We start from the raw sequence: 24968 nt of genomic DNA, 5'->3' as shown, positions 1-24968 counted from the left end.
CGGCGGACATCGCCGGGCTGCCGGTGGAGGAGATCCCCCTCGACCGGCCGCTGGGCGAGGCGGGGTTCGACTCCATCGGCTTCACCCGCCTCGCGGTGGCGCTGCGCGAACGGTTCGGCGTCACCGTGCGCCCAACCGTCTTCTACGCCAGGCCCGACCTCACCTCGCTCGCCGCCCACCTGAGCACCACCCACCCCGAGGCCTTCGCCACGACCGAGCGGCAGCCCGCAGCCCAGGCCGCGCCCGCCCCGGTCCGCGCGGCGGCCGCGCCGTCCGGATACCCGCCGGTGGCCATCGTGGGCATCGGCGGACGGCTGCCCTCCTCCGCCGACCTGGAACAGTTCTGGCAGCACCTCGCCGCCGGCCGCGACCTCACCCGCCCGTACCCGATGGAGCGGGGTTTCTCCTCCCTGGTGTTCCCGCAGGGACTGCGCGGCTCCTTCGTGGAGGACGTGGACGCCTTCGACGCCGGGCTCTTCCGCATCTCGCCCCGCGAGGCGGCGCAGATGGACCCCCAGCAGCGCCTGCTGCTGCACGCCGCGCACGAGGCCGTACTCGACTCGGGCCAGGTCCCCGCGGCGCTCGCCGGCAGTCGGACCGGGGTCTTCGTCGGACTCAGCGGTACGGACTACCTGAGCCTGGTCGGTCCCGGCTCGCCGGAGATGGGCGACCACTTCCTGATCGGCAACGTCCCCTCGATCGCGGCGAACCGCATCTCCTACGTGTTCGACCTGCACGGGCCCAGCTCCGTCTTCGACACGGCCTGCTCCAGCTCGCTCGTCGCCGTCCACCGGGCGGCCCGCGCCCTCCAGCAGGGCGACTGCGAACTGGCCCTGGCCGGCGGGGCGAACCTCCTGCTGTCGCCGCACGGGTTCACCGGTCTGCGCCGCGCCGGGATGCTCAGCCCCGACGGCCGCTGCAAGACCTTCGACGAACGCGCGGACGGCTACGGCAGGGGCGAGGGCGTGGTGCTCCTGGCCCTCAAACTGCTGGACCGGGCCCTCGCCGACGGCGATCCGGTGCACGGCGTCCTGATCGGCTCGGCGGAGAACCACGGCGGTCACACGCACTCGCTCACGGTGCCCAACCCGCAGGCACAGCGCGACGTGGTGCTCGCGGCACACCGGGCGGCCGCGGTGGCGCCCGACACGATCGACTACATCGAGGCGCACGGCACCGGGACCCCGCTCGGCGACCCGATCGAGATCGACGCCCTGAAGGAGGCGTTCGACCGCCTGTACACCGACTGGGGGATCCCGGTCGTTCCGGGGCGCACCGGCCTCGGATCGGTCAAGACGAACATCGGCCACCTGGAGGCCGCGGCGGGTGTCGCCGGCGTCGTGAAGGTCCTGCTGGCGATGCGTCACCGCACGCTCCCCGGCCTGGTGGACCTGCGGACGCCGAATCCGATGCTCGACCTCGCCAGCAGTCCGTTCCGGATCCAGACAGCCGCACAGACATGGGAAACACCCGGGGGGAGGCCGGCACGGGTCGGCGTCAGCTCGTTCGGCATGGGAGGCAGCAACGTGCACGTGGTAGTCGAAGAGGCGGGACAGCGTTGATGAACGGCACCACTGAGGACAGGAACGCCCGGCTGGTCGTACTGTCCGCCGACGGCCCCGAACAGCTCGACGGGTACCGGGCCGAGCTGTGCACCTGGCTGGAGGAGCACCCGTCGGCCTCCCTGGACAGCGTCGCCCACACCCTGCGCGTCGGCCGGGAACCGCTGAGCAGCCGGCTCGCCCTGGTCGTGACGAGCACCGCCGAACTGGCCGCGCGGCTGCGCGACGGGGCCGGCCTCGTCACCGGCACCGCGCCGGGCGCCGGCTCCGGCGACGCCGGTCCCGTCTCCACGGAGGACCTGGCAGAGGCCGCCCGCCTGTGGGTCGCCGGCCGGGACGTCGCGCTGACCGAGCCGCCCGGCGGCCGGCCCGCACGGCTCTCACTGCCCCGCCCGCCGCGCCCGACCCGGCGCTACTGGATCAAGCCCCCGGCCGCCCTGACAACCGCCGGTCCCGCATCCGCGGCCGCGTCACCTGTCGCTTCGGTGCCCGCCGCCGCCTCGTCCCCCGCCGTCCCGGCCGCCGGACGCTCCGAACGGCTGCTGACCGGTGAGGAGTTCTACCTGCGCGACCACGCCCTGGGCAGCATCCGGATCCTGCCCGCCGTGGCGGCCCTCGAATTCGCGGTGGCCGCCGCCGAGCAGCAGGGCCACGGCCGTGCCACCGGCATCGTCAACGTGCTGTGGGCCCGCCCCGTGCTCGTCGAGGACGAGGCGGTACGCGTACGCCTGCACCTCGTGCCCACGGCCGACGGAGTGTCCTACGAGGTCCGCCGGAACGACGGGACCGCCGACGGCACGCTCTGCTCCGCGGGCACCCTGCGCTTCGGGCCCCCCGGCCCGGAGAACGGCTCCGCCGCGCCACGCCTCGACCTGGACACGATCCGCGCCGGGCTGCCCCGTACGGCCACCGCCGAGGAGTGCTACGAGGTCTTCGGCGCGCTCGGCGGCGGCTACGGACCCAGCCTCCAGGGGCTGCGTTCCGTACGGTCCGCGCCCGGCGAGGTCCTCGCGCGCGTCGCCGTACCCGCGGCGGCCGACCTCCCGTTCTCCGACTTCGCCCTGCACCCGTCGCTGCTCGACGCGATGCTCCAGGCCTGCCTGTGGACCGACGAGGACCCCTCGGCCCCGCGCGCACGGGAACTGCCCTTCGCCCTGGACGCCGTCGAGATCTTCGGACCGCTCCCCGAGCAGGGCCACGTGCACGCCGTCAGGACCGAGGCCGGCCACGACATCGCCCTCGCCGACGACCTGGGCCGGGTCTGCCTGCGGCTGCGCGCCGTGGTCACCCGGCCGGTCGAGGGAGCGGCCCGGCTGGACGACACCGTCGCGGCGCACCTGCTCGTCCAGCGCTGGCAGGACGCCCCGGCGCCGGCCGGAAGTCCGGCCGTACGCACCGTGGTGATCGGTCAGGAGAGCTTCCCGGGAGCCGAAGCGGGCACCTTGGACTCTCTCTTCCCCCGCGACGAGGAACTCCTCGTCGTGCACACCGCCGAGGGCGACCCGCTGCCCGCCCTCACCGGTCTCTACCGTTCCTGGGCGGCGCAGCCGAGCCGCAGCCCGGTGCGCGTGCTCCATGTGTTCCGTACGTCCGGCGGGGTCGAGGACGCGCGCGCCCAGGCCGTGGACGGATTCGCGCGGGCCCTCGCCAACGAGGACCCGCAGTTCCTCGTCGCGGCGGTCGACGCGGGCACGGCCGGCCTCGCCGCCACCGTCGGGTCCGAGGCCCGCGCTCCCCACGAGTTCCGGGTCAGGTACACGGCCGGCGGCCGGCAGGTGCCCCGCTGGGAGCCCGTCACCCCCGCCCCGGCACCGCTCGCACCGCACGGCACCGTGCTGATCACCGGAGGCGTGGGCGCGCTGGGCCGCAAGCTCGTCGCACATCTGGGCGGCGACGCCCGCTACGTCCTGACGGGACGTTCGGCGCGGGCCGACCTCACGGAGCTGCGCGCGGCCGGACTCGACGTCCACTACCTGGCGGCCGACCTGGGCGTCCCCGGTGCAGCCGCCGCCCTCGTCGAGCGGATCCACGCCGACTTCGGCCCGCTCCACGGGGTGCTGCACCTCGCCGGGACCACCGACGACGCACTGCTGGTCGGCAAGAGCGACCTGCGGAGCGCGGCCGTGCTGGGCCCCAAGGTGCGCGGCACCGTCGAGCTGGACCGGGCCACCGCGGGCGACCCCCTCGGCTTCTTCGTCTCCTTCTCGTCGATGTCCGGTGCCGCGGGAAGCCCCGGCCAGAGCGACTACGCCTACGCCAACCGGTTCCTGGACGCGTTCACGGCCTGGCGGCGGAGCAGCGCACGCCCCGGCCAGAGCCTCTCGGTGCTCTGGTCGCTGTGGGCGGACGGGGGCATACGCGTCGAGGCCGACGAGGCCACGGCCGCCAGGACGGCCCGTCGGATCGGGCTGGTGGCGATGCCGACGGACGTCGGACTGGCCGCCTTCGACCGGGCTCTGGGCCACGACGGCGACCATGTCCTGGTGGCGTACGGCTCGTTGGCGCGGCTGCGCGAGATGCTGAACGCGTCGGCGCCGTCGGCTCCGGCCGGCCCTTCCGCCACGCCCGCGGTGCCTGCCGCCCCTGTCGTCCCGGCCGCCTCGTCCACGGAGCCGGCGGTCTCCGTCGCCGAGGTGGCGGAGGACTTCCTGCGCGTGCTGATGGCCGAAGTCTTCGAGATTCCGGCGCAGGAGATGGAGGCCGACGCGCCGTTCGAGCGGTTCGGCATCGACTCGCTGCTGATCATGGACCTGACCCGGCGTCTGGAGGAGCACTTCGGATCGCTTCCGAAGACGCTGTTCTTCGAGTACCAGGACCTGCGTTCCCTCGCGGGCTGGTTCATCGAGCACCACGGACCCCGCCTCGTGGAACTGGCGCCCGCGCCCGCCGCCGAGCCGGAGCCCGTTGCCGTCCCCGTCGCACCGACGGTGCTTCCCGCGACCTCCTCCGTATCCACCGCTGCCGCTGCCCCTGCCCGCACGGCGTTCTCCGCAACCACCGCAACCCCCGCTCCCGCCGGGCCGATGCCCATCGCCATCGTCGGCGTCGCCGCCCGCTTCGCAGAGTCGGACACCCTCGACCAGTTCTGGGACCACCTCAGGGCGGGCCGCGACCTGATCACCGAGATCCCGGCGGACCGCTGGAACTGGCGGGACTACGACGAGGCCACCGCCGCGGACCGCGCGGCCGAATACAGCCGCTGGGGCAGCTTCCTGCACGGAATCGACATGTTCGACCCGCTCTTCTTCGGCATCTCGCCGCGCGAGGCGGAGATCGTCGATCCCCAGGAACGGCTCTTCCTCCAGACCGTCTGGCACGCCATGGAGGACTCCGGACACACCCGGGCGGACCTGCGCTCCCGCCGGGTCGGCGTGTACGCGGGCGCGATGTACGGGCTCTACCAGCTGCACGAGGCCGAGGACGGCCGGATCGGTGCCTCCTCGCACGCCTCCATCGCCAACCGCGTCTCGTACACCCTCGGCCTCACCGGCCCCAGCCTGGGCGTGGACACGATGTGCTCCTCCTCGCTGACGGCCATCCACCTGGCCGTCCGCGACCTGCGCGCCGGGGACACCGACCTGGCCGTCGCGGGCGGGGTCAACCTGCACGTCCACCCGTACAAGTACCGCTTCCTGGGCCAGGGCGGCTTCACCTCCAGCGACGGCCGGTGCCGCAGCTTCGGCGCCGACGGCGACGGCTACGTCCCCGGCGAGGGCGTCGGCGCGGTCGTGCTCAGGCCGCTGGCGGACGCCGTCAGGGACGGCGACCACATCCACGGCGTCATCCTCGGGACCAGCGTCAACCACGGCGGCAAGACCAACGGCTTCACCGTGCCCAGCCCCGTCGCCCAGGGCGACCTGGTCACCCGGGCGCTCGCCGAGGCGGGCGTCGACCCGGCCTCCCTCGGCTACCTGGAGGCGCACGGCACCGGCACGGCCCTCGGCGACCCCGTCGAGATCCGGGGCCTGGCCCGTGCGCTGGCCGAGGCAGGACTGCCCGCGGGCAGTCTGCCGATCGGTTCGGTCAAGTCCAACGTCGGCCACCTCGAATCGGCCTCCGGCATGGCCGGACTGTGCAAGGTGCTGCTCCAGATGCGGCACGGCAGCCTCGTGCCGTCCCTGCACGCGGACCCGCCGAACCCGAACATCGACTTCGACTCCACACCGCTGCGCGTACAGGGCGGCCTCGCTCCCTGGCCCCGGCCCGAGGGGACTCCCCGGCGCGCCGGCCTCAGCTCCTTCGGCGCGGGCGGGGCCAACGCCCACCTCGTCCTGGAGGAGTACGTCACACCGCCCGCCGCTGCACAGGAACCGGGCCCCTACCTGTTCCCGCTCTCCACCCGGGTGCCCGAGCAGCTCCCGGTACTGGCCGCCGAGCTGGCGGACGCCCTGCAGCGGGGCCTGGCGGACGGCTCGGCGCCCCACCCCGCCGACGTCGCGTTCACCCTCCAGCAGGGCCGCGAGGAATGGGTGGACCGCATGGTCGTCCAGGCCTCCGCCGTCCCCGAACTGATCGCCAGGCTGCGCGGCGACGATCCGGCCGGGGTCTGGACCGGCACCGCGCGCGGCCCCGTGGCCTCCCGGGCCGCCGCGCCCACGAGCACCGACCCGGCGGCGATCGCCGCGGCCTGGGCGGCCGGAGCCCCGGTCTCCTGGCCGGCCAGGACCGGCAGCCGGGTGCCGCTGCCCGGCTACCCCTTCGAGGAACTCCGCTGCTGGCTCACCGACACCATCTGGTCACCGCCCGCCGGGCGGAGCACGGCGGGTCCTGCGCACCCGCTGCTCGACAGGATCGACCCGGCCGAGAGCCTGGACGGTCTCACCTACCGGACCGTCTTCGGCCCCGAACACCCCTACATCGACGGGCACCGGCTGGGCGACACCCGGCTGCTGCCTGCCGCCGCCGTCCTGGAGATGGCCCGCGCCGCCGCCGAGGCCGCCGGGGCGGGGGAGCGGCTACGGCTGTCCCACGTCCGCTGGCTGCGGCCCTTCGTGGTTGCCGGCACCGCGCGCACGGTCAGGACCCGGCTGCGCCTGGGCGACACCGGCACCAGGTTCGACCTGCGCGACGACACCGGCGAAACGCTGGCCGAAGGCCGGGTGGAGCCCCTGCCCGCGCAGGCCGAGCAGACGATCGACATCGAGGCGCTGCGGGCCGGCCTCGGCCGGCGCCACGAGGGCGCCGGCCTGTACGCCGACCTCAAGGACGCCGGACTGGTCTACGGGCCCGCCCTGCGGACCGTCGAATGGGCCGCCGCGGACGACGGCGAGGCACTCGTACGCCTGCGGATTCCCGCCGAGGCCGCCCCGTTCGCCGGCTGCGCCCTCCACCCCTCGGTGATCGACGGCGCCCTGCACGCCTTCGCCGTGCTCAGGGACCGGGACAGCGGTCCCGCGATGGTCCCGTACGCCCTCACCGCCGCCGAGGTCCACGCCCCGGTGACCGATCTCGGGTACGCCCACGTACGCACCGTCGGCGCCGACCGCTACGACCTGACCCTGACCGACTCCGACGGGCACGTCCGGGTGCGGCTGCGCGACCTGTCGCTGCGGCCCGCGCCCGGTGCCGCCCGCCCCGCGACGGGCGGGCCCGCCGCCGCCGCGACGGCCGCGGCCGACGACCTGATGTTCGTACCGCACTGGACCGAACTGCCCGCGAGGACCCCGCAGCCGCTCCCCGCGGGGGCGGACACCTGGCTCGTACACGGACCTGACTCCGCACCGCTGGCGGCCGCCCTGCGCGCCCGCCTCGGCGGCGCCGTCGTCACCCTCGACCACGACCGCGTGGCCACCGCGACCGGCCGGCCGGACCACGTGATCCTGCTCGCTCCGGGCGCCGGGGCCAAAACCGACGACACCGACGCGCTCGAAGCGGCGCAGGAACGCGGCGTCCTCGCTCTGTTCCGGCTCGCCAAGGTTCTCCAGGGGACCCGCTCGGCGGTCCGCCTCACCGTGATCACCGAGGACGCCCTCAGCACGGCCGGCGAGCCCGTCGGCAACCCGTACGCGGCCGGGCTGCACGGCCTCGCCCTGTCGCTCGCCCAGGAACACCCCCGCTGGCAGGTGACCGTCGTCGACCGGTCCCGCGCCGACGCCCCCGCCGCGGACGTCCTCGACGCCCCCGCCGGAGGCCCCTACGCCCTGCGCGGCGGGGTGCTCCACCACCGCCGGCTCGTCCCGGTCGCCGCCACGCCCCCGCGGGAACGGATCCGCAGGGGCGGCACCTATCTGATACTCGGCGGGGCCGGAGGCATCGGCCTCGAACTCACCGAATGGCTGGTACGGGAGCACCGGGCCAAGGTCGTCCTCCTCGGCCGCAGCGAACTGGACGCCGAGCGCCGCGCGCGGCTGCGGGCCATCGACCCCGACGGGACCCTCGTCTCCTACCGCAGGGCCGACGCGACCGACCCCGCCGCGCTGCGCGAGGCCGTCGAGTGGACCAGGACCACCCACGGTGCGCTGCACGGGGTCTTCCACGCCACCATCGTCCTGCGCGACCAGACCGTCGCCACGATGACGGAGGAGACCTTCCGCTCGGTCCTCGACGCCAAGGCCCACACCTCGGTCGCCCTCCACGCCGCCCTGCGCGGCGCGGCCGGCCTGGACTTCGTCCTCTTCTTCTCCTCGGCGGTGGCCCTGTCCGGCAGCGCGGGCCAGAGCAACTACGCGGCCGGGTCCACCTTCGAGGACGCCTTCGCCCACCACCTCGACGGGGTGCTCGGCGCCAGGGTGGCCGTCATCAACTGGGGCTACTGGGGAACCGTCGGCATCGTCGCCGACGAGCGCAACCGCGACCGGCTCGCCGCCGCGGGCATCCACTCGATCACCCCGGCCGAGGGCATGGCCGCCGTGCACGCCGTGCTCGGACGCGAGGACCGGCAGGTCGTCGTGGTCAAGGCCGACGCGACCGCACTCGCCGCCATCGGCGCCCAGCCGCGCGGGAGCGCGGGCGTCGACAGCGGTGCGTCTTCCGGCACAGCAAGGTCCACCGGCGCGGGAGGGTCTCACGACGCGCGTACGTCCTCGGAGGGCGTCGCGCCCGACGACGACGTCACCCTGGTGCCCGCCCAGGCCCAGCTCCCTCCGGTCGCCCGGCTGCTCACCGAGGCCGACGACGCCCGCCTGACCGAGGTCATGTGCGACTGGCTGTGGACGCTCTTCCAGGGCGAAGGGGTCTTCCTCGGCGACGCCGAGCGCTGGAGCCCCGTCGCACTCGAGGAGCGGCTGCGCATCGTCCCCGCGCAGCGCAGGCTCTTCACCGAGCTGCTGCGCCAGCTGACCGAGGGCGGTTTCCTGCACGACAGGGACGGAGCGTTCGCCGTCGCCGGGCGCCGGGCCGCCGATGACCCCGAGGGCGACCTGGTCGCCCTGTGCGACCGCAAGCCCGCGCTGAACCGCTTCGACCGGCTGCTGCGCCCGTGCATGCGGAGCCTCTTCGGAGTGCTCCGCGGCAGCGTCCGCGCTACTGACGTGATGTTCCCCGGCGGCTCCAGTGCCCTCGTCGAGGGCGCCTACCGGGGCAGCCCGGTCGTCGACCGGGCCAACGAACTCGTCGTGGGAGCCGTCCAGGACCTGCTGCCCCGGCACGAGGGCCCCGTCACCGTCATCGAGATCGGCGCGGGCACCGGCGGCACCACCGCCAGTGTCCTTCCTGCCCTCGCCGCCTCGGGCAAGGAGGTTCACTACGTCTACACCGACATCTCCCGGGCCTTCCTGCGGCACGGGGAGCAGCGGTTCGCCGAGGAACACCCCTACGTCCGCTTCCAGCGGCTCGACATCTCCGCCGACCCCGAGACCCAGGGCTTCACTCCGGGAAGCGCCGACCTGGTCGTGGCGGCCAACGTCCTGCACGCGACCGCCGACCTGCTCGCCACCCTGCGGGCCGTGACCCGGCTGCTCAGGCCCGGCGGACGGCTCGTGCTCAACGAGGCCAGCAGCAACGTCCTCACCGCCACCCTCACCTTCGGTCTGCTCGACGGCTGGTGGCTGCACGAGGACGCCGAACTCCGCCTGCCCGGATCGCCGTTGCTCTCCGCGTCCGGGTGGCGCAAGGCTCTCGCGCTGGCCGGCTTCGCCCGCAGCAGGGCCCTGCCCGCGGACGAGGGGCTGAGCCAGCACGTGGTGGTCGCGGAAACGGCACCGGGCGGAGCGGCAGGCGCCCCCGCCGTGGCGGCGTCCTCGGCGCAACGCCCGGTCGAAGCACGGCAGTCGGTGCCTCCAGTACCGTCGAGCGGGGACGGCGACGCACTGCTGGAGGCCGCGCGCGAGTACGTGAAGGGCGCCTTCGCGGAGATCCTCCAGGTCCCGCGCGACCGGCTCTGGCTGGACGAGACGTACGAGAACTTCGGTGTCGACTCCCTGACCGTCCCGCTCATCGTGGACGTCCTGGCCGAGAGCATGGGCGACCTGCCCGTGTCGCTGCTGTTCGAGTACCCGACGGTCCGTGAGGTCGCCGACTACCTGGTCGAGAGGCACACGGACCAGGTGCGCGCACTCCTTCCCGTCCCGGAAGCCGCACCGGAAGCCGCGTCCGCCGCACCGGCCGCCCCGCCGGTCACCGCGACGGAGGTACGTCCGGCCGGACGCCCGGCCGAGTCCGTGGCGGGCACCGACCACCGGATCGCGATCGTCGGCGTCGCCGGCCGCTACCCCCGCGCCGGGGATCTGGACACCTTCTGGGAGAACCTGCGCTCGGGCCGCGACTGCGTGACCGAGGTCCCGGCCGACCGCTGGGACCACCGGGCCTCCGGCGCCGCCGACGGCCGGCCGGTCAGCCGGTGGGGCGGATTCCTCGACGGCATCGACGAGTTCGACCCCCGCTTCTTTCAGATGTCCATGCGCGAAGCAGAACTGACGGATCCTCAGGAACGTCTGTTCCTCCAGTCCTCCTGGCACGCGCTGGAGGACGCGGGGTACACGCGGTCACGGCTGCGGGGCAGCCGCGTCGGTGTGTACGTGGGCGTCATGTACGGGCACTACCAGCTGTTCGAGGACGAGCGGGGCCTCGCCGGAGGCATGGGCTACGCCTCCATCGCCAACCGGGTCTCGTACTTCTTCGATTTCCGCGGGCCGAGCATGGCTATGGACACCATGTGCTCCTCCTCCCTCACCGCCATCCACCTCGCCTGCGAGGCCCTGGTGGCGGGGACCACGGACTACGCGCTGGCCGGCGGAGTCAACCTCGCCCCGCACCCGCGCAAGTACCGCCAGCTGGCAGCCGGCGGCTTCACCGGCGACAGCGGCCGGTGCCGCAGCTTCGCGGCGGACGGCGACGGCATGGTGCCCGGCGAGGGCGTCGGCACCGTACTGCTCAAGCCGCTGGCGGCGGCCGAGCGCGACGGGGACCGGATCCTCGGCGTGATCCTCGGCAGCTCCGTCAACCACGGCGGCAAGACCGGCGGATTCGCCGTGCCCAGCCCCGGCGCCCAGGGCGAGGCCATCGCCCAGGCTCTGCGCACGGCCGGCGTACCCGCGGACAGCGTCTCGTACGTAGAGGCGCACGGAACCGGCACCTCCCTGGGTGACCCGGCCGAAGTGGCCGGACTCGTCAGGGCCTTCGGCGACCTGCCGGCCGGCTCGATCGCACTGGGCTCGGTCAAGTCCTCCGTCGGTCACCTGGAGTCGGCCGCGGGCATCGCGGCCCTCACCAAGGTCCTGCTCCAGATGAAGGCCCGTGAACTGGCGCCCTCCCTGCACGCGGACACCCTCAACCCGGCCGTCGACTGGAACGCGGTCCCCTTCCGGGTACAGCGCGAACTCGCCCCCTGGACGAGTACCGGGCTCCTGCGGGCGGGCATCAGCGCCTTCGGCGCCGGCGGCTCCAACGCCCACCTCGTGGTCGAGGAGCACCGGGCCCCCGCCCCGCCGCCCGAGGCGGCGGCCGGACCGGCCGTCTTCCCCTTCTCCGCGCGCGACGAGGACGGCCTGCGCCGCGTCGTCGCCGGAATGCGGACCTGGCTGGGCTCCGCCGGTACGGGCGGCGACCCCGGGGCGCTCGCCGCCGCGGCCGGGGTCCCCGTCGCCGCGGTGGACGAGCCACTCGACGAACTGGGCCTGGACCCCGCCACGATGGTGCGGCTGGTCGGTCTCGGCGACCTCGCGGGGGCGGGCTCCGTACACGGGGGGACGACCCTGCGCGGGCTCGCGGGACGCATGGGCGGCGCACCCGACGTCGACCTCGGCAGGCTCGCCCACACCCTGCAGACGGGGCGCGAGGCCATGGCCCACCGGTTCGCCGTCGTGGCGCGATCGGCCCGTGAACTCACCGACGCGCTCGACGAGTTCCTGGCGGGCAGGTCCGGTGGCCACAGCGGCGTCGTGACCGCCGAGCCCGGGCCGGCCGTCGCGCCGTCCCCGGTGGACCCGCACGACACGGCCCGCCGCTGGGCCGGGGGAGAGGTCTTCGACTGGGAGGCCGGCCGGCTCGTACCGGTACCGCCCCTGTCCCTGCCCGGCTACCCCTTCGCACGGACCCGCTGCTGGATCGACGCCGTCACCCCGGCCGCTCCCGTGGCCCCGCACGCCGCCGCGGCCGCGACGGCGGCCGCCCCCGCGGAGCGGGCCCGAGGGGCCCGCATCCGGGAGGGCGTCCTGGCCCTGCTGGGCACGGCCAGCGGCTACCCCCCGGCGGACCTCGACCCGGCGGGCTCCTTCCACGAGCACGGGCTGGACTCCCTCGGCCTGATCCGGTTCGCGGACGAGGTGTCCAACGCGTTCGGCGTGCACGTCGGCCCCGACCAGCTGCTCGCCACCCCCACCCCTCTCGCACTCGTGGAGTGGCTGGAGAAGGAGCGCCCGGATGCCCAGTGGGCGCAGGGGCCGGAGAACGAACACCTGGATGCTCAGGGGACCGGGAGCGGGCGCCCCGACACCGCGCCGCCGAATCCGGCGGGCGCCACGGTGGGCCGGCCGGCCGAGGACGACGACCCCGTCGTGATCGTCGGCATGGCCGGCATCCTGCCCGGCGCACGTGACCTGGACGAGTTCTGGGAGGCACTGCAGAAGGGCGGCGATCACTTCTCCGAGGTCCCCGCCGACCGCTGGGACAGCCGTGCCCACTACGGGGACCCGGCCCTGCACTCCGACCGGACCAGGGTCACCCGGGGCGGCTTCATGCCGGACATCGACCGCTTCGACCCGCTGTTCTTCGGCATCTCGCCCCGCGAGGCCCGCTGGATGGACCCCCGCCAGCGGCTGCTGCTCACCACGGTCTGGTCGGCGCTGGAGGACGCGGGCATCGACCCGGTCCGGCTCGCCGGCACCGACACCGGACTGTTCGTCGGCGTCGGATCGTCCGAGTACGCCGAACTCGTACAGCGCTCGGACACGGCCGCCGACCCGTACTCGTCGACCGGCCTGACCCCCTCCATGCTGGCCAACCGCATCTCCTACCACCTCGATCTGCGCGGCCCCAGCGAACCCGTCGACACGGCCTGCTCCAGCTCCCTGGTGGCCCTGCACCGCGCGGCGGAGGCCCTGCGGCTCGGGCACTGCGACACCGTCATCGCGGGCGGCGTCAGCCTCATGCTGTCGCCGGTCACCTTCGCCTCCCTCGAACGGGCCGGAATGCTCAGCCCCGACGGAGTGGGCCGGGCCTTCGACAAGGACGCCGCCGGGTACGTACGCGGCGAGGGCGTCGGGGCCGTCGTGCTCAAGCGGCTCGGCCGCGCCCGCGCCGACGGCAACCCGGTGCTCGCCGTCCTGCGCGGCACTGCCGTGAACCACGGCGGCCGCTCCAACTCGCTGACCGCGCCGAACCCGCGCGGCCAGGCCGAAGTCATCGTGCGCGCCCACCGCGAGGCGGGCGTCGACCCGGCGACCATCGGGTACGTCGAGACCCACGGAACCGGCACCGTCATCGGTGACCCCGCCGAGACCAATGGTCTGCGCCAGGCCTTCGCCGAGCTCTACCGCGACTGGGGCCACCCGGACCCGGTCGCCCCGCACTGCGCGCTGGGAGCCCTGAAGAACACCATCGGCCACCTCGAACCGGCCGCGGGCATCGCCGCCGTGCTGCGGGTACTGCTGTCGATGCGCCACGGGCGGATCACCGGCGACCCGCACGGGCCGGAACTCAACGCCCACCTGGGGCTGGAGGGTACGGCCTGCGAGATCGCGACCGAGGCCCGTGACTGGAAGCCGGCCGCGCCCGGCATCCCGCTCCGCGCCGGGGTCAGCTCCTTCGGCTACGGCGGGGTCAACGCCCACGTCGTACTGGAGGAGTACCCGGCCGACGAGCCGCCGGTCTCCCCGGAGGCGGCCGTGTTCGTCCTCTCGGCCCGCGATCCGGAGCGGCTGGACGCCACCGCCCGGTCCCTCGTCGACACCCGGGCCACCTGGGCGCACGACCTCGCGGGAACCGCCCACACCCTCCAGGCGGGCCGCGCCGAACACGCCGAACGCCTGGCGTTCGTCGCGCACTCGGGCGAACACGCGGTGGACACGCTCCGCCGCTTCCTCGCCGGGGACCGCGCAGGCATCCATCTGGGACGCGTCGAACGGCACGCCGGCCGGACGCCGTTCGACGGACGCGGCGACGAGGAGACCGCCGCCGCGTGGGTGCGCGGCGCGGTGGTCGACTGGTCCGCCCGATGGCACCGCAAGCCGCGGCTGCGCTCGCTGCCGCCGTACCCCTTCGCGGCGGAACGCCACTGGTTCACCGACGGGGCCCCTGCGGCCGCAGGGCAGGCGACTGCGACTGCGACGAATTCCGCGACGCACACAGCGGACACCGTGACCGCGAAGGAGGACGCCTCCGACGCCCCGGCACCCGTCAGTCTGTTCACGGCCGCCTGGGTGGCCGAGCCCGTGCCGCCCGCCGCACCGCACCCGGGCCGGGTGCTGGTCTTCGGCGACCTGCCGGTTCCGGGCGCCGTCACCGTACGGGCGGGAACCGCGTACGCCGACGAGGGATCCAGCATCACCATCCGTCCCGCCGAGGCCGAGGACTACGTACGTCTCCTCGCCACCGGAGCCGACCGGATCGTGCACCAGTGGCCGCTGCTCAGCCCCGAACACCCCGAACTGGGCATCGAGTCCGTCTTCCTGCTCGTCCGCGCCATGAGCGCCACCCGCGCCCCCGCGCGGATCCAGGTACTGGTGCCCGACGACGCCATGGCGGAGGCGTGGAGCGGGTTCGACACCTCGCTGCGCGCCGCGCTGCCCGGCACGGCCTTCGGTGTCGTACGTGTCGTGGGCCGGGCCGAACCGGCCGCCCTGCTCGCCGAGGTGGCCGGCGGACGGCTCTCGTCGGCCTCGGTCCGCCTCACCGCCACCGGCCGCACCGTGCGCGTGCTCACGGAGACGGACGCGAGCCCCGTCACGGAGTCCCCGCTGCGCCCGAACGGCGTCCACCTGGTCACCGGCGGCGCAGGCGGCCTCGGGCTGCTGCTCGCCCGTACCCTCCTGTCCCGCGGCGGCCGGGTGGCCCTCACCGGCCGTTCCCCCGCGGCGGACCGGGACCGGGATCTCGCCGCGCTGCGCGCCCTCGGCGACGTCGCGTACTTCCAGGCGTCCGTGGACGATCCGGCCGCCATGGCCCGGGTCGTGGCGGAGGTCAAGGAGAAGTGGGGTGCGCTGAACGGGGTCTTCCACCTGGCCGCGACCGCTTCGCGCACGCCGCTGCCCGGCAAGGGCCTCGCGGAGTTCCGCTCCCACCTGCGGGCCAGGATCGAGGGCGCCCGTGTCCTCGACGAGGTGACCCGGGACGAGCCGCTGGACCTGTTCGTCCTGTACTCCTCCCTGGCCGGCCAGCTCGGCGACTACGGCCTGGTCGACTACGCGGTCGGAGCCCGCTTCCTCGACGGGTTCGCCGAGGAGCGCGGGACACTGCGTGCGGCGGGCCGCCGCAGCGGGCACACGGTCTCGATCGACTGGCCCATGTGGCGTGCCGGAGGCATGCACGTGGACGCCGAGGACGAGCGCCGCTACCTCGCCGACACCGGATTCCGGTACCTGGAGGCCGAGGAGGGAGAGCGACTGCTCGACGTCGCCCTGCGGCTGGGACGCCCGCAGGTCGCCGTCCTGCCCGGAGAGCCCGCGCGGATGCGCGAGCGGGTCGAGTCGATGCGGATCCGGGAGCACGGGCACCGCGCCCGTCCGGCCGCCCAGGCACCAGCGGCCACGACCGCCGGCGTCACCGCTCCTGTCACCGTTCCGGTTTCCACCGCCGCCACCACCAGTGCCCCCGCGAACGCGGGCGAACTGACCGACCGGTTGCGTGACCTCGTCGCCGGGCTGCTGGGCCTGGCGCCGAAGGCACTCGACCCGGAGGCCGGTTTCGGCGAGTACGGACTGGACTCCTTCGGGCTCCAGTCCCTCTCCGCGGCGCTGGAGGAGCAGTACGGAGTCTCGGTGCCGACGACGACCCTGTTCGGCGAGAACACCGTCGAGAAGCTCGCCCGGCACCTCCTCACGGAACACCCCGGACTGGCGGAACCGCCCCCGGCGACCGCCGCCGCGGGGAGTGCGGAGCCCGCCTTCGTGCCCTCCGTAACCATCACCGCACCCGCACCCGCACCCGTCGCCGCTCTGCCCGTGTCCACCGGGGAGGACGCCGTCGCCATCGTCGGCCTTTCCGGACGTTTCCCCGGCTCGGCGGACCTCGACGAGTTCTGGCAGCACCTCAAGGACGGACGGGACCTGATCACCGAGACCCCCGCCGACCGCTGGGACTGGCAGGAGGTGTCGCGGCGTTTCGGCGGCACCGCCCGCTGGGGCGGATTCCTGAGCGACGTCGACCGCTTCGACGCGCGGTTCTTCAAGATCTCGCCCGCCGAGGCGGAGGTCATGGACCCGCAGCACCGGCTGTTCCTCGAACACACCTGGTCGGCGCTGGAGGACGCGGGCTGCCGGGCCGACCGGCTCGCCGGACGCCGCGTCAGCGTGTTCGCCGGCGTCCAGTTCAACGACTACGAGTCGATGGTCCTGAACGGCGAGCAGATCAACCCGCACGCGGGCACCGGGCTCGCGCGGACCATCCTCGCCAACCGCATCTCCTACCTGCTGGACCTCAGGGGCCAGAGCGAGAGCATCGACACCGCCTGCTCCAGCTCCCTGGTCGCGCTGCACCGCGCCGTCCGCGCCCTGCGTGCCGGAGAGAGCGAGCTGGCCGTCGCGGGCGGCGTGAGCCTGGTGCTCTCGCCACAGACCGTCGTGGCCGGCAACCAGCTCGGGGTGCTCTCCCCGGACGGTCGCTGCAAGGCCTTGGACGAGCGGGCCGACGGATACGTGAAGGGGGAGGGCGTCGGCGTACTGGTCCTCAAGCCGCTCTCCCGCGCCCTCGCCGACGGCGACCGGGTGCACGCGGTCATCCGCGGCAGCGCGGTCGGTCACGGCGGGCACGCCTCCTCGCTGACCGCACCCAATCCGCTCGCCCAGGCCGACCTGCTCGTCGAGGCCTACCAGGACGCGGGGGTGCCCGTCGGGACGGTCTCCTACACCGAACTCCACGGCACCGGCACGGCCCTGGGCGACCCGGTGGAGACCGACGGTCTCGTCCGGGCCCACCGGATCCTGGCCGACGGGCCCGCCACCGCCTGCGGCATCGGCACCGTCAAGAGCAACATCGGGCACCTGGAGCCCGCCGCCGGGGTCGCCGGAGTCATCAAGGTGGTGCTGGCGATGCGGCACCGGACCCTGCCGAGGACCCTGCACCTGCAGACCCTCAACCCGCTGATCGAGCTCACCGGCACCCCCTTCCGGCCGGTACGGGAGACCATGCCGTGGGCACCGGAGGACGCCGAGGGGGCGCCCCTGCCGCTGCGCGCGGGCGTCAGCTCCTTCGGCTTCGGCGGCGTCAACGCGCACGTGGTTCTGGAGGAGGCGCCCGCCACCACGCCCCCGGTTCCGCCGCGGGCCGAGGACCGCGAGGTGTTCCTGCTGTCGGGCAGGGACCGGGCCGCGCTGCGCCGGTACGCCGCCGCGATGGTGGACTTCCTCGACGCGGCCCACGCCACGGACGTCGGAGCCGGCGGACCGGCCCCGACACTGGCCGCACTCGCGTACACCTCCCAGGTGGCCCGCGTCCCCATGGCCGCCCGGCTCGCGGTGGTCGCCTCCTCCACCCGTGACCTGCGCGAGCAGTTGGCCGGCCACCTCGCGGCCGGGGACACACCCGGCGGTGGCGGTACGGACGGCGATCACTCGTGGCTGTCCGAGCCCGAGGGCGTCGACTACCTGGCCCGCCTGGTCCGTGAGGGACGGCTCGACCGGCTCGCACGGCTCTGGCAGGACGGCGCTGACATCGACTGGGCCGCGCTGCGCACCGACAGGGCGCGGCTGACCTCCATGCCGACCTACCCGTTCGCCCGCGAACGGCACTGGCTCACGACAACACCCGCCCCGCAGCAGCCGGCCGGGCCCGCCCCGCAGGGCCCGGCGCAGGATCCCTCGCTGCTGCTGGTCAAGGACTGGGAGGCGGCGCCGCTGCCCTCCGCCGCGCTGCCCGCCCGACTCCTGGTGCTGGCCCGCGCGGAGAACGAGTCCCTCGCCGTACAGGCCTTCGGCCCCGCCGCCACCGTGCTCCGCGTGGGCGAAGGCGACGCCGCCGAAGCCGACGAGGCCGCCGTCGCGCGCATCGCGGAAGCGGCGGGCCGGGCCACGGCGGTCATCGACCTGGCCGACGTGTCCGCCGTACGCACCACCGCGCCGCAGCCGGACTGGTCCCGGATCGTGCTGCTGCGCGAACTGGTCAGCGCCCACCGCACCGGCGGCTTCGCCTACCTCCATCTGACCCGGGGGCTCACCACCTTCCGGGCAGGGGAGCCGACCCTGCGCGGCGCCGCCCACGCGGGCCTCGTACGGATGCTCACGGCCGAGTACCGCGGACTGGCCGCCCGCACCCTCGACCTCGACACCCTGGAACCGGCCGCGATTCGCGAGGCGGCCGCCGCCGAACTCGCCGCGACCGACCCGGTCACCGAGGCCTGCGTACGGGCGGGCGTACGCCACCGTCCGGTGCTGCGCCCCGCCGACCCGGCGCCGGTCACCGCCGACTGGTCCGCGGACCTGGCGGGCCGGACCGTGGTCATCACCGGAGGCACCGGCGCGCTGGGCCGGCTGCTCGCCGCCCGGCTCGTCGAGCGCGGCGCCGACCGGCTCGTGCTCCTCGGGCGCACCCCGCTGCCCGCCAGGTCCGAGTGGCCCGCGCTCCTCGCGGACCCCGGCACCGATCCGGCCCTCGCGGCCAAGCTGCGCGACATCGCGGCCCTCGGACGCCCGGGGGTCCGGGTGGCCGTCGAGGCCGTCCCGTCCGCCGTGGGGATCGCCGAGGTGCTCGACCGCGCCCGGCGCGAGATGGGCCCGATCGTCGGGATCGTGCACTGCGCCGGACTCGGCGTCATGCGCGACCCGGCCTTCATCGGCAAGCGGATCGAGGACGTACAGCGCGTGCTGGAACCGAAGACGGCAGGGCTTCAAGCAGTCCTGGAGGGCTGCGCCGGGGACCCGCTGCGGTTTGTCGTGCTGTACTCGTCCGTCGCGGGCGCGGTGCCCGCGCTGGCCGTGGGCATGAGCGACTACGCGCTGGCCAACTCGGTGCTGGACCGCGTCGCCGAGTACCGCACCGCCACCGGCGGCGCCTTGGCTCCTGTCGTCCGGTCCCTGCAGTGGCCCAGCTGGCGTGCGGCCGGTATGCCGGAGGTCGACACCCCGGCCTACCGGGAGCTTGGCCTGCGCACCGTGGAGCCGGAGGCGGGACTCGACCTGCTGGACCGTGTCATGAGCGGCCCCGACCCGGTCGTGCTGCCCTGCGTGGTGGACGCCGGACGCTTCGACGCCGCCCGGCTGCTGGCGGTGCCCGCACCGGGCCGCCCGGCGGAGGCAGTACCCGTACGGGTTCCCCCGGTGGCCCCGCGCGAGGTCCCGGCCGACGCGGACGGCCTCGTCCGCCGTGTGACCGGGGTGCTCGCCTCGACGCTCCGGCTGGACCCCGAACAGATCGGCGGGGACGAGGACTTCGCCGACCTGGGGGTGGACTCGATCATGATCGCCCAGATCCTCGCCGCGCTGGAGCGGGAGCTCGGCGTCGTCGCGGAGCCCTCGACCATCCTGGAGAACCCGACCGTGGCGCTCCTCGCCGAGGCGCTGCGGGAGCAGGTGCCGGACGCCGAAGCCTCTTCGGAGGCCGACGCGGCCCCGGCCGACCCGCCCGTGGTCCCGGCCGCTGCCTCGCCGGCAGTCCCGTCGGCGGCCCCGGCCGCCGTCCTGTCGGCCCCTGCTGAGGCCACCGCCCCGGCCGCTGCCGCCGGAAACGGCGCTTCCCGCGCCGGAGCGCCCGCGCCCCGCGAGGACCTCGCCGTCATCGGCATCGCCGCGCACTTCCCCGGCGCCCCCGACCACGGGACCTTCTGGCGGAACCTGGTGTCAGGAACGGACTCGGTGAGGGAGGTGCCGTCCTCCCGCTGGGACCCGGACCGCTTCTGGCGGCCCGACCCGCGGCCCGGCACCACCGTCAGCAAGTGGGGCGGCTTCCTCGACGGCATCGAGGACTTCGACCCGGAGTACTTCCGGATCGACCCGGCCGGGGCCGCGCACGTCGACCCCCTGGTCCGGCAGGTCCTGGAGACCGGTGTGGAGTGCCTGGCCGACGCAGGTCTCACCCCAGGGCAGCTCGCCGGCCTGCGGGTGGGCGTCTTCGCCGGCGCCCGTACGGCGAACTTCGGCGCGCACGTCGCCGCCGCGGGCCCGCACGCGATCAGCGGAATGGCGCAGAACTTCATCGCCGCGCAGCTCTCCCACCACCTCGACCTGCGCGGCCCGGCCGTGGTCGTTGACAGCGCCTGCTCCAGCGCGCTCGTCGCCGTGCACCTGGCGGCCGGCAGCCTGCGGTCCGGAGAGTGCGATCTGGCCTTCGCGACCGGCGTCGACATCCTCCTCGACGAGGTGCCCTTCGTCGGGATGAGCGGGGCCGGTGCGCTGTCGCCCACCGGCCGCTGCCACACCTTCGACGAGCGGGCCGACGGAATCGTCCTCGGCGAGGGGGCCGGCACGCTGCTGCTCAAGCGGCTGTCCGACGCCGTGCGCGACGGCGACCGCGTCTACGCGGTGATCGAGGGCAGCGCCGTCAACAACGACGGCCGCACCATGGGCATCACGACGCCGAACCCGCGCGCACAGCGGGAGGTGATCGAGACGGCGCTGGCCGACGCGGGCGTCTCCCCGGCCCAGCTGGGCTACGTGGAGGCCCACGGCACCGGCACCATGATCGGTGACCCGATGGAACTGAAGGCGCTCACCGAGGCCTTCCGCGCCCGTACCGACGAGATCGGCTTCTGCGGGGTCGGCAGCGTGAAGACCAACATCGGGCACACCCTCAGTGCGGCCGGCATGGCCGGGCTGATCAAGGTCGTGCTCTCCGTCCACCACGCGCAGCTGCCGCCGACGCTGCACTGCGCGACCCTCAACCGCCGTTTCCGGTTCGAGGACTCCCCGCTGTTCCCCGTACGGGAGTTGCGCGGTTTCGCCGGTCGCGACGGTACGCGCCGGGCCGCAGTCAGCTCCTTCGGCTTCGGCGGCACCAACGCGCACCTGGTGGTGCGCCAGGCACCTGAGGCCTCCGTGCCCGCGCGCGCCCCGCTCGACCCGCCGCGCTACCGGCGGCGGCGGTTCTGGTTCGGCCCGCCGGCCGCCCAGTCACCGGCCCAGGCACCCGTACCGGCACCCGTACCGGCTTCCGAACAGGGGCCCGCACCGTTCTTCGAGCTTGAGTTCTCCACCGTGCCGGAAGGAAAGAAATGAACGCGTTGGACGGCTTGGCCTGCACCGTGGTGGTGCGCGCGACCGACCCGGTGCTGCGTGACCACCGGGTGCACGGCACGCGCATCCTGCCCGGAGTGTCGTTCCTCGACATGATCTACCGGATCCTGCGGGCCCGTGGTGTGGACACCTCCCGGGTGGAGCTGCGCCGTGTGCTGTTCCGTAACCCCGTCGCCGCCGGACCGGATTTCGAGACCGAACTGCGGGTGGAATTCGCCGCCGACGGTGACGGCTATCTGGTGTCCGTCACGGGAATCCGCCGCCCCACGGGCGAGACCGAACCGGTGCTCGCCTGCCGGCTCCAGCTGGACGTGCCCTTCCCGGCCGAGACGGTCGACCTGTCCGCCCTGCGCGCGGGCCCGTCCCGTACGGCCGACATGGCGGACCTGTACCGGCTCGTTCGCAGTACCGGCATCGAGCACGGGGAGTTCATGCGGGCCCGCGGCACCCTGTACGTCGGCGACGACGAACTGCTCGCGGACCTTTCGCTGAGCCCGGACGCCGCGGCGTACGCGGACTACTTCCACCTCCACCCGGCCGCGCTGGACTCCTCGACACTGCTGCCCACGCAGTTCGCCACGGCCGGGTCCGGCGGGTCGGTCCGGCCCTACATCCCGATGCTCATCGACTCCTTCCAGGCCCGGGGACCGGTCGGGGCGCGCACCCTGGTGCACGCCACCCCGCCCCGCGCCGCAGGGCCGTCCGGCGATCTGACCACCTGCGACCTCCGCTTCCTCGACCCCGCGGGGGGCGTGCTGCTCCGGCTCGGTGGCCTCACCTCGAAGCGGGTCAGGCAGGAGGACGCCATCACCCGGCTGGACGGCTCCCCGCGCACGGCCGGCCCGTCCGATAGCACGCCGGACGACCGGACACCCGCGCCGGAGGCCGGGGCATCCGCGCAGGAGACCGCCGAGCAGGTGGTGCGCGGCCTGCTCACCGAACGCCTCGGCCGGGCCGAGTTCGACGACGAGGCGGGCTTCTACGAACTGGGCCTGGACTCGACGGCGTTGCTGGGCATCGCCGCCGATCTGGAGAAGGCGTACGGAACCGACTTCTCGCCCACCCTGCTGTTCGAGCACAGCTCCCTCACCACGCTGGTCGAGCACCTGGGCGCGTACGAACTGCCCGAGGGCGCGAACAGCGGGACTTTCGAGGCACCGCAGACCGATGCGACGCAGGGGGAGGAGACGGCGGGCGGGGAGACAGCGGGCGAGGAGATGCCCGCCGAAGTCGTCTGGTTCGAGCCCCACTGGCGTGACACACCGCTGCCGTCGACTCCGGCACCGGCACCGGCACCGGCGTCGGCATCAGCACCAGCACCGGCACCCGAGTCCGCCCTGACCGTCGACGCGAAGACCCCCCGCGACCGCGACTGGGACGCCCTGCTCACCGAGCGGGACGCCTCGGACGTGCTCTGGATCCCCGCCGATCCGCAGGACATCGAGGGCGAGGCGGTCGCCCTGACCGCCTTCGCCGCGGCCCTGCTGCGAACCCGGCGCAGCCCCGTTCGGCTCGTCTGTCACCTGCCTCCCGGCGCCGCGGCCTCGGCCGTCGCGGGACTGCTGCGCACGCTCCGCAGGGAGCAGCCCGGCGTGCACGCCGCCGTGGTCCACTCACCGGACCGGGCCGACGCCCTGGCCGAACTCGCCGCGGGCGTACCCGACGTGGACGTGCGGTACGAAGCGGGGCGGCGCCTGGTGCGCGAGATCCTGCCGACGCCCGCCCCGGACCGGCCGGCCCGACTGCGCGAGCGGGGCGTGTACCTGATCACGGGCGGGCTCGGCGGCGTGGGCCTGGCCCTGGCCCGTCACCTGGCGCGGACCGTACGGGCCAGGCTCGTGCTCTGCGGACGCACGGCCGCCGACTCGCGGGCCGCCGCCGAACTGACCGCCGAACTGACCGCCCTCGGGGCCGAGGTCGCCGTCGTCGGCGCGGACGTCACCGATGCCGCGGACGTGCGCGCCGCGGTCGACCACGCGCTGTCCCGGTTCGGCACGCTGCACGGGGTGGTCCATGCCGCCGGTGTGCTGCGCGACGGGCTGATCGCCGGCAAGAGCGCGGCGGACGTACGCGCCGTACTGGCGGCCAAGGTCACAGGAACCCGCCTGCTGTACGGGGCCACCCGGGACCTCGGGCTGGACTTCCTGGTGCTCTGCTCGTCCACGGCCGCCGCCTGGGGGAACCAGGGCCAGGCCGACTACGCCTGCGCCAACGCCTTCCTCGACGGTTTCGCGGAGGGCCGTCCGGGGGTCGTCTCGATCGGCTGGCCGGGCTGGGCGGACGGCGGTATGCGGCCCGACGGTTCCGCCCTGCGGCGGATGGGACTGCGGCCCATGGACACTCCGACCGCCGTGGACATCATGCTGCGGGCCATCGGCAGCGGACGGCCGCACCTGGTGGCGCTCGTGGGCTCGGCGGCCGAGATCACGGCCCGGTTCACCCCGGAGACCCCGACCACTCCCCAGACCCCCAACACCCCCAGCACTTCCGTCACTTCCGTCACTTCTGCAACTCCCCTCGCTTCCGCCCCGAAGGACACCCTCGCGCTCTCCGTGCAGGAGGCATCCGGGCTCGGCGACGACGACGCCGTCGCCATCGTGGGTATCAGCGGCCGCTACCCGGGCGCCCGTACCCTCGACGAGTTCTGGGAGAACCTTCGGTCCGGCCGCGACGGCATCACCGAGGTGCCCGCCGGCCGCTGGGACCACCGGGCGATCCACAGCGACACCAAGGGCGTCCCAGGACGCTCCTACGGCCGCTGGGGCGGATTCGTCGACGGCATCGACGAGTTCGACGCCGTGTTCTTCCACATCTCGCCCAACGAGGCCGCCGTGCTCGACCCCCAGGAGCGGCTGTTCCTCCAGGAGGCGTGGCACGCCTTCGAGGAGGCGGGACACGCCCCCTCCGCCTGGCGCGGACGACCCGTCGGCGTGTTCGCGGGAGTGATGTACAACCAGTACCAACTGCACGGCGTCCGCCCGGAACCGGGCCTCGTGCCCTCCTCGTTCAGCGCGTCGATCGCCAACCGCGTCTCGTACTTCCTCGACCTCAAGGGGCCGAGCATCGCGCTCGACACCATGTGTTCCTCCTCGCTCACGGCACTGCACCTGGCCGTCGAGGCGATCCGGAGGGGCGAGTGCGAGGCCGCGCTCGCGGGGGGCGTCAACCTGCACGTCCACCCCAACAAGTACCTGCTGCTCAGCCAGTCGTCGTTCCTCTCCACGGACGGCCGCTGCCGTGCCTTCGGCGAGGGCGGTGACGGTTACGTGCCCGGCGAGGGCGTCGGCGTGGTGCTGCTGCGGCCCCTGCGCGACGCGCTGCGCGACGGCGACCACATCCACGCCGTGATCCGCGGTACGGCACTCAACCACGGCGGCCACACCGGCGGGTTCTCCGTGCCCGGCCCCGCCTCGCAGGCCGCCATCGTCCGCGATTCGCTCACCGGCGCGAACGTGGACCCGGCCGACCTCGGCTACCTGGAGGCCCACGGCACCGGTACCAGCCTCGGCGACCCGATCGAGGTCACCGCCCTGGAACGGGCCTTCGACGCCGTCGGCGCCGGCCGCGGCCCCTGGCCCATCGGCTCCGTCAAGTCGAACATCGGCCACCTGGAGTCGGCGGCGGGCATCGCCGCACTCACCAAGGTCGTCCT

3 protein-coding genes (2 of these 3 only partly in view) are annotated in these 24968 nt (G+C 74.4%); all 3 read left to right on the top strand.

Translation table 11 applies throughout. The features are described 5' to 3' along the window. Tightly spaced (each overlapping or abutting the next), the 3 genes in view from ACZ6S6_RS28565 to ACZ6S6_RS28555 form a layout consistent with a single transcriptional unit that may run on beyond the window. Positions 1 to 1562: the end of an amino acid adenylation domain-containing protein gene (locus ACZ6S6_RS28565; protein WP_469707455.1), read on the top strand. 3187 nt of this gene lie to the left of the window's left edge; 1562 of the gene's 4749 nt are visible here — the last part of the coding sequence; the start codon falls outside the window, past its left edge; its stop codon occupies positions 1560 to 1562. Next, positions 1562 to 21298: an L-histidine N(alpha)-methyltransferase gene (locus ACZ6S6_RS28560; RefSeq protein WP_469707453.1), complete on the top strand. Its 19737-nt coding sequence runs from the start codon at positions 1562 to 1564 to the stop codon at positions 21296 to 21298. Before ACZ6S6_RS28565 ends, ACZ6S6_RS28560 begins: the two co-directional genes overlap by 1 nt. Further along, positions 21295 to 24968: the 5' portion of an SDR family NAD(P)-dependent oxidoreductase gene (locus tag ACZ6S6_RS28555; protein WP_469707451.1), read on the top strand. 3436 nt of this gene lie beyond the right edge of the window; 3674 of the gene's 7110 nt are visible here — the first part of the coding sequence; it begins with the start codon at positions 21295 to 21297; its stop codon lies beyond the right edge, outside the window. Before ACZ6S6_RS28560 ends, ACZ6S6_RS28555 begins: the two co-directional genes overlap by 4 nt.

The organism is Streptomyces sp. NPDC048671 (genome assembly GCF_055587045.1).
This window is presented reverse-complemented; position numbering and strand designations above follow the sequence as displayed.

What these genes read in the sequence shown, in the direction of transcription:
- ACZ6S6_RS28560 (WP_469707453.1), top strand. Translation starts at nt 1,562, where the DNA reads ATGAACGGCACCACTGAGGACAGGAACGCCCGGCTGGTCGTACTGTCC.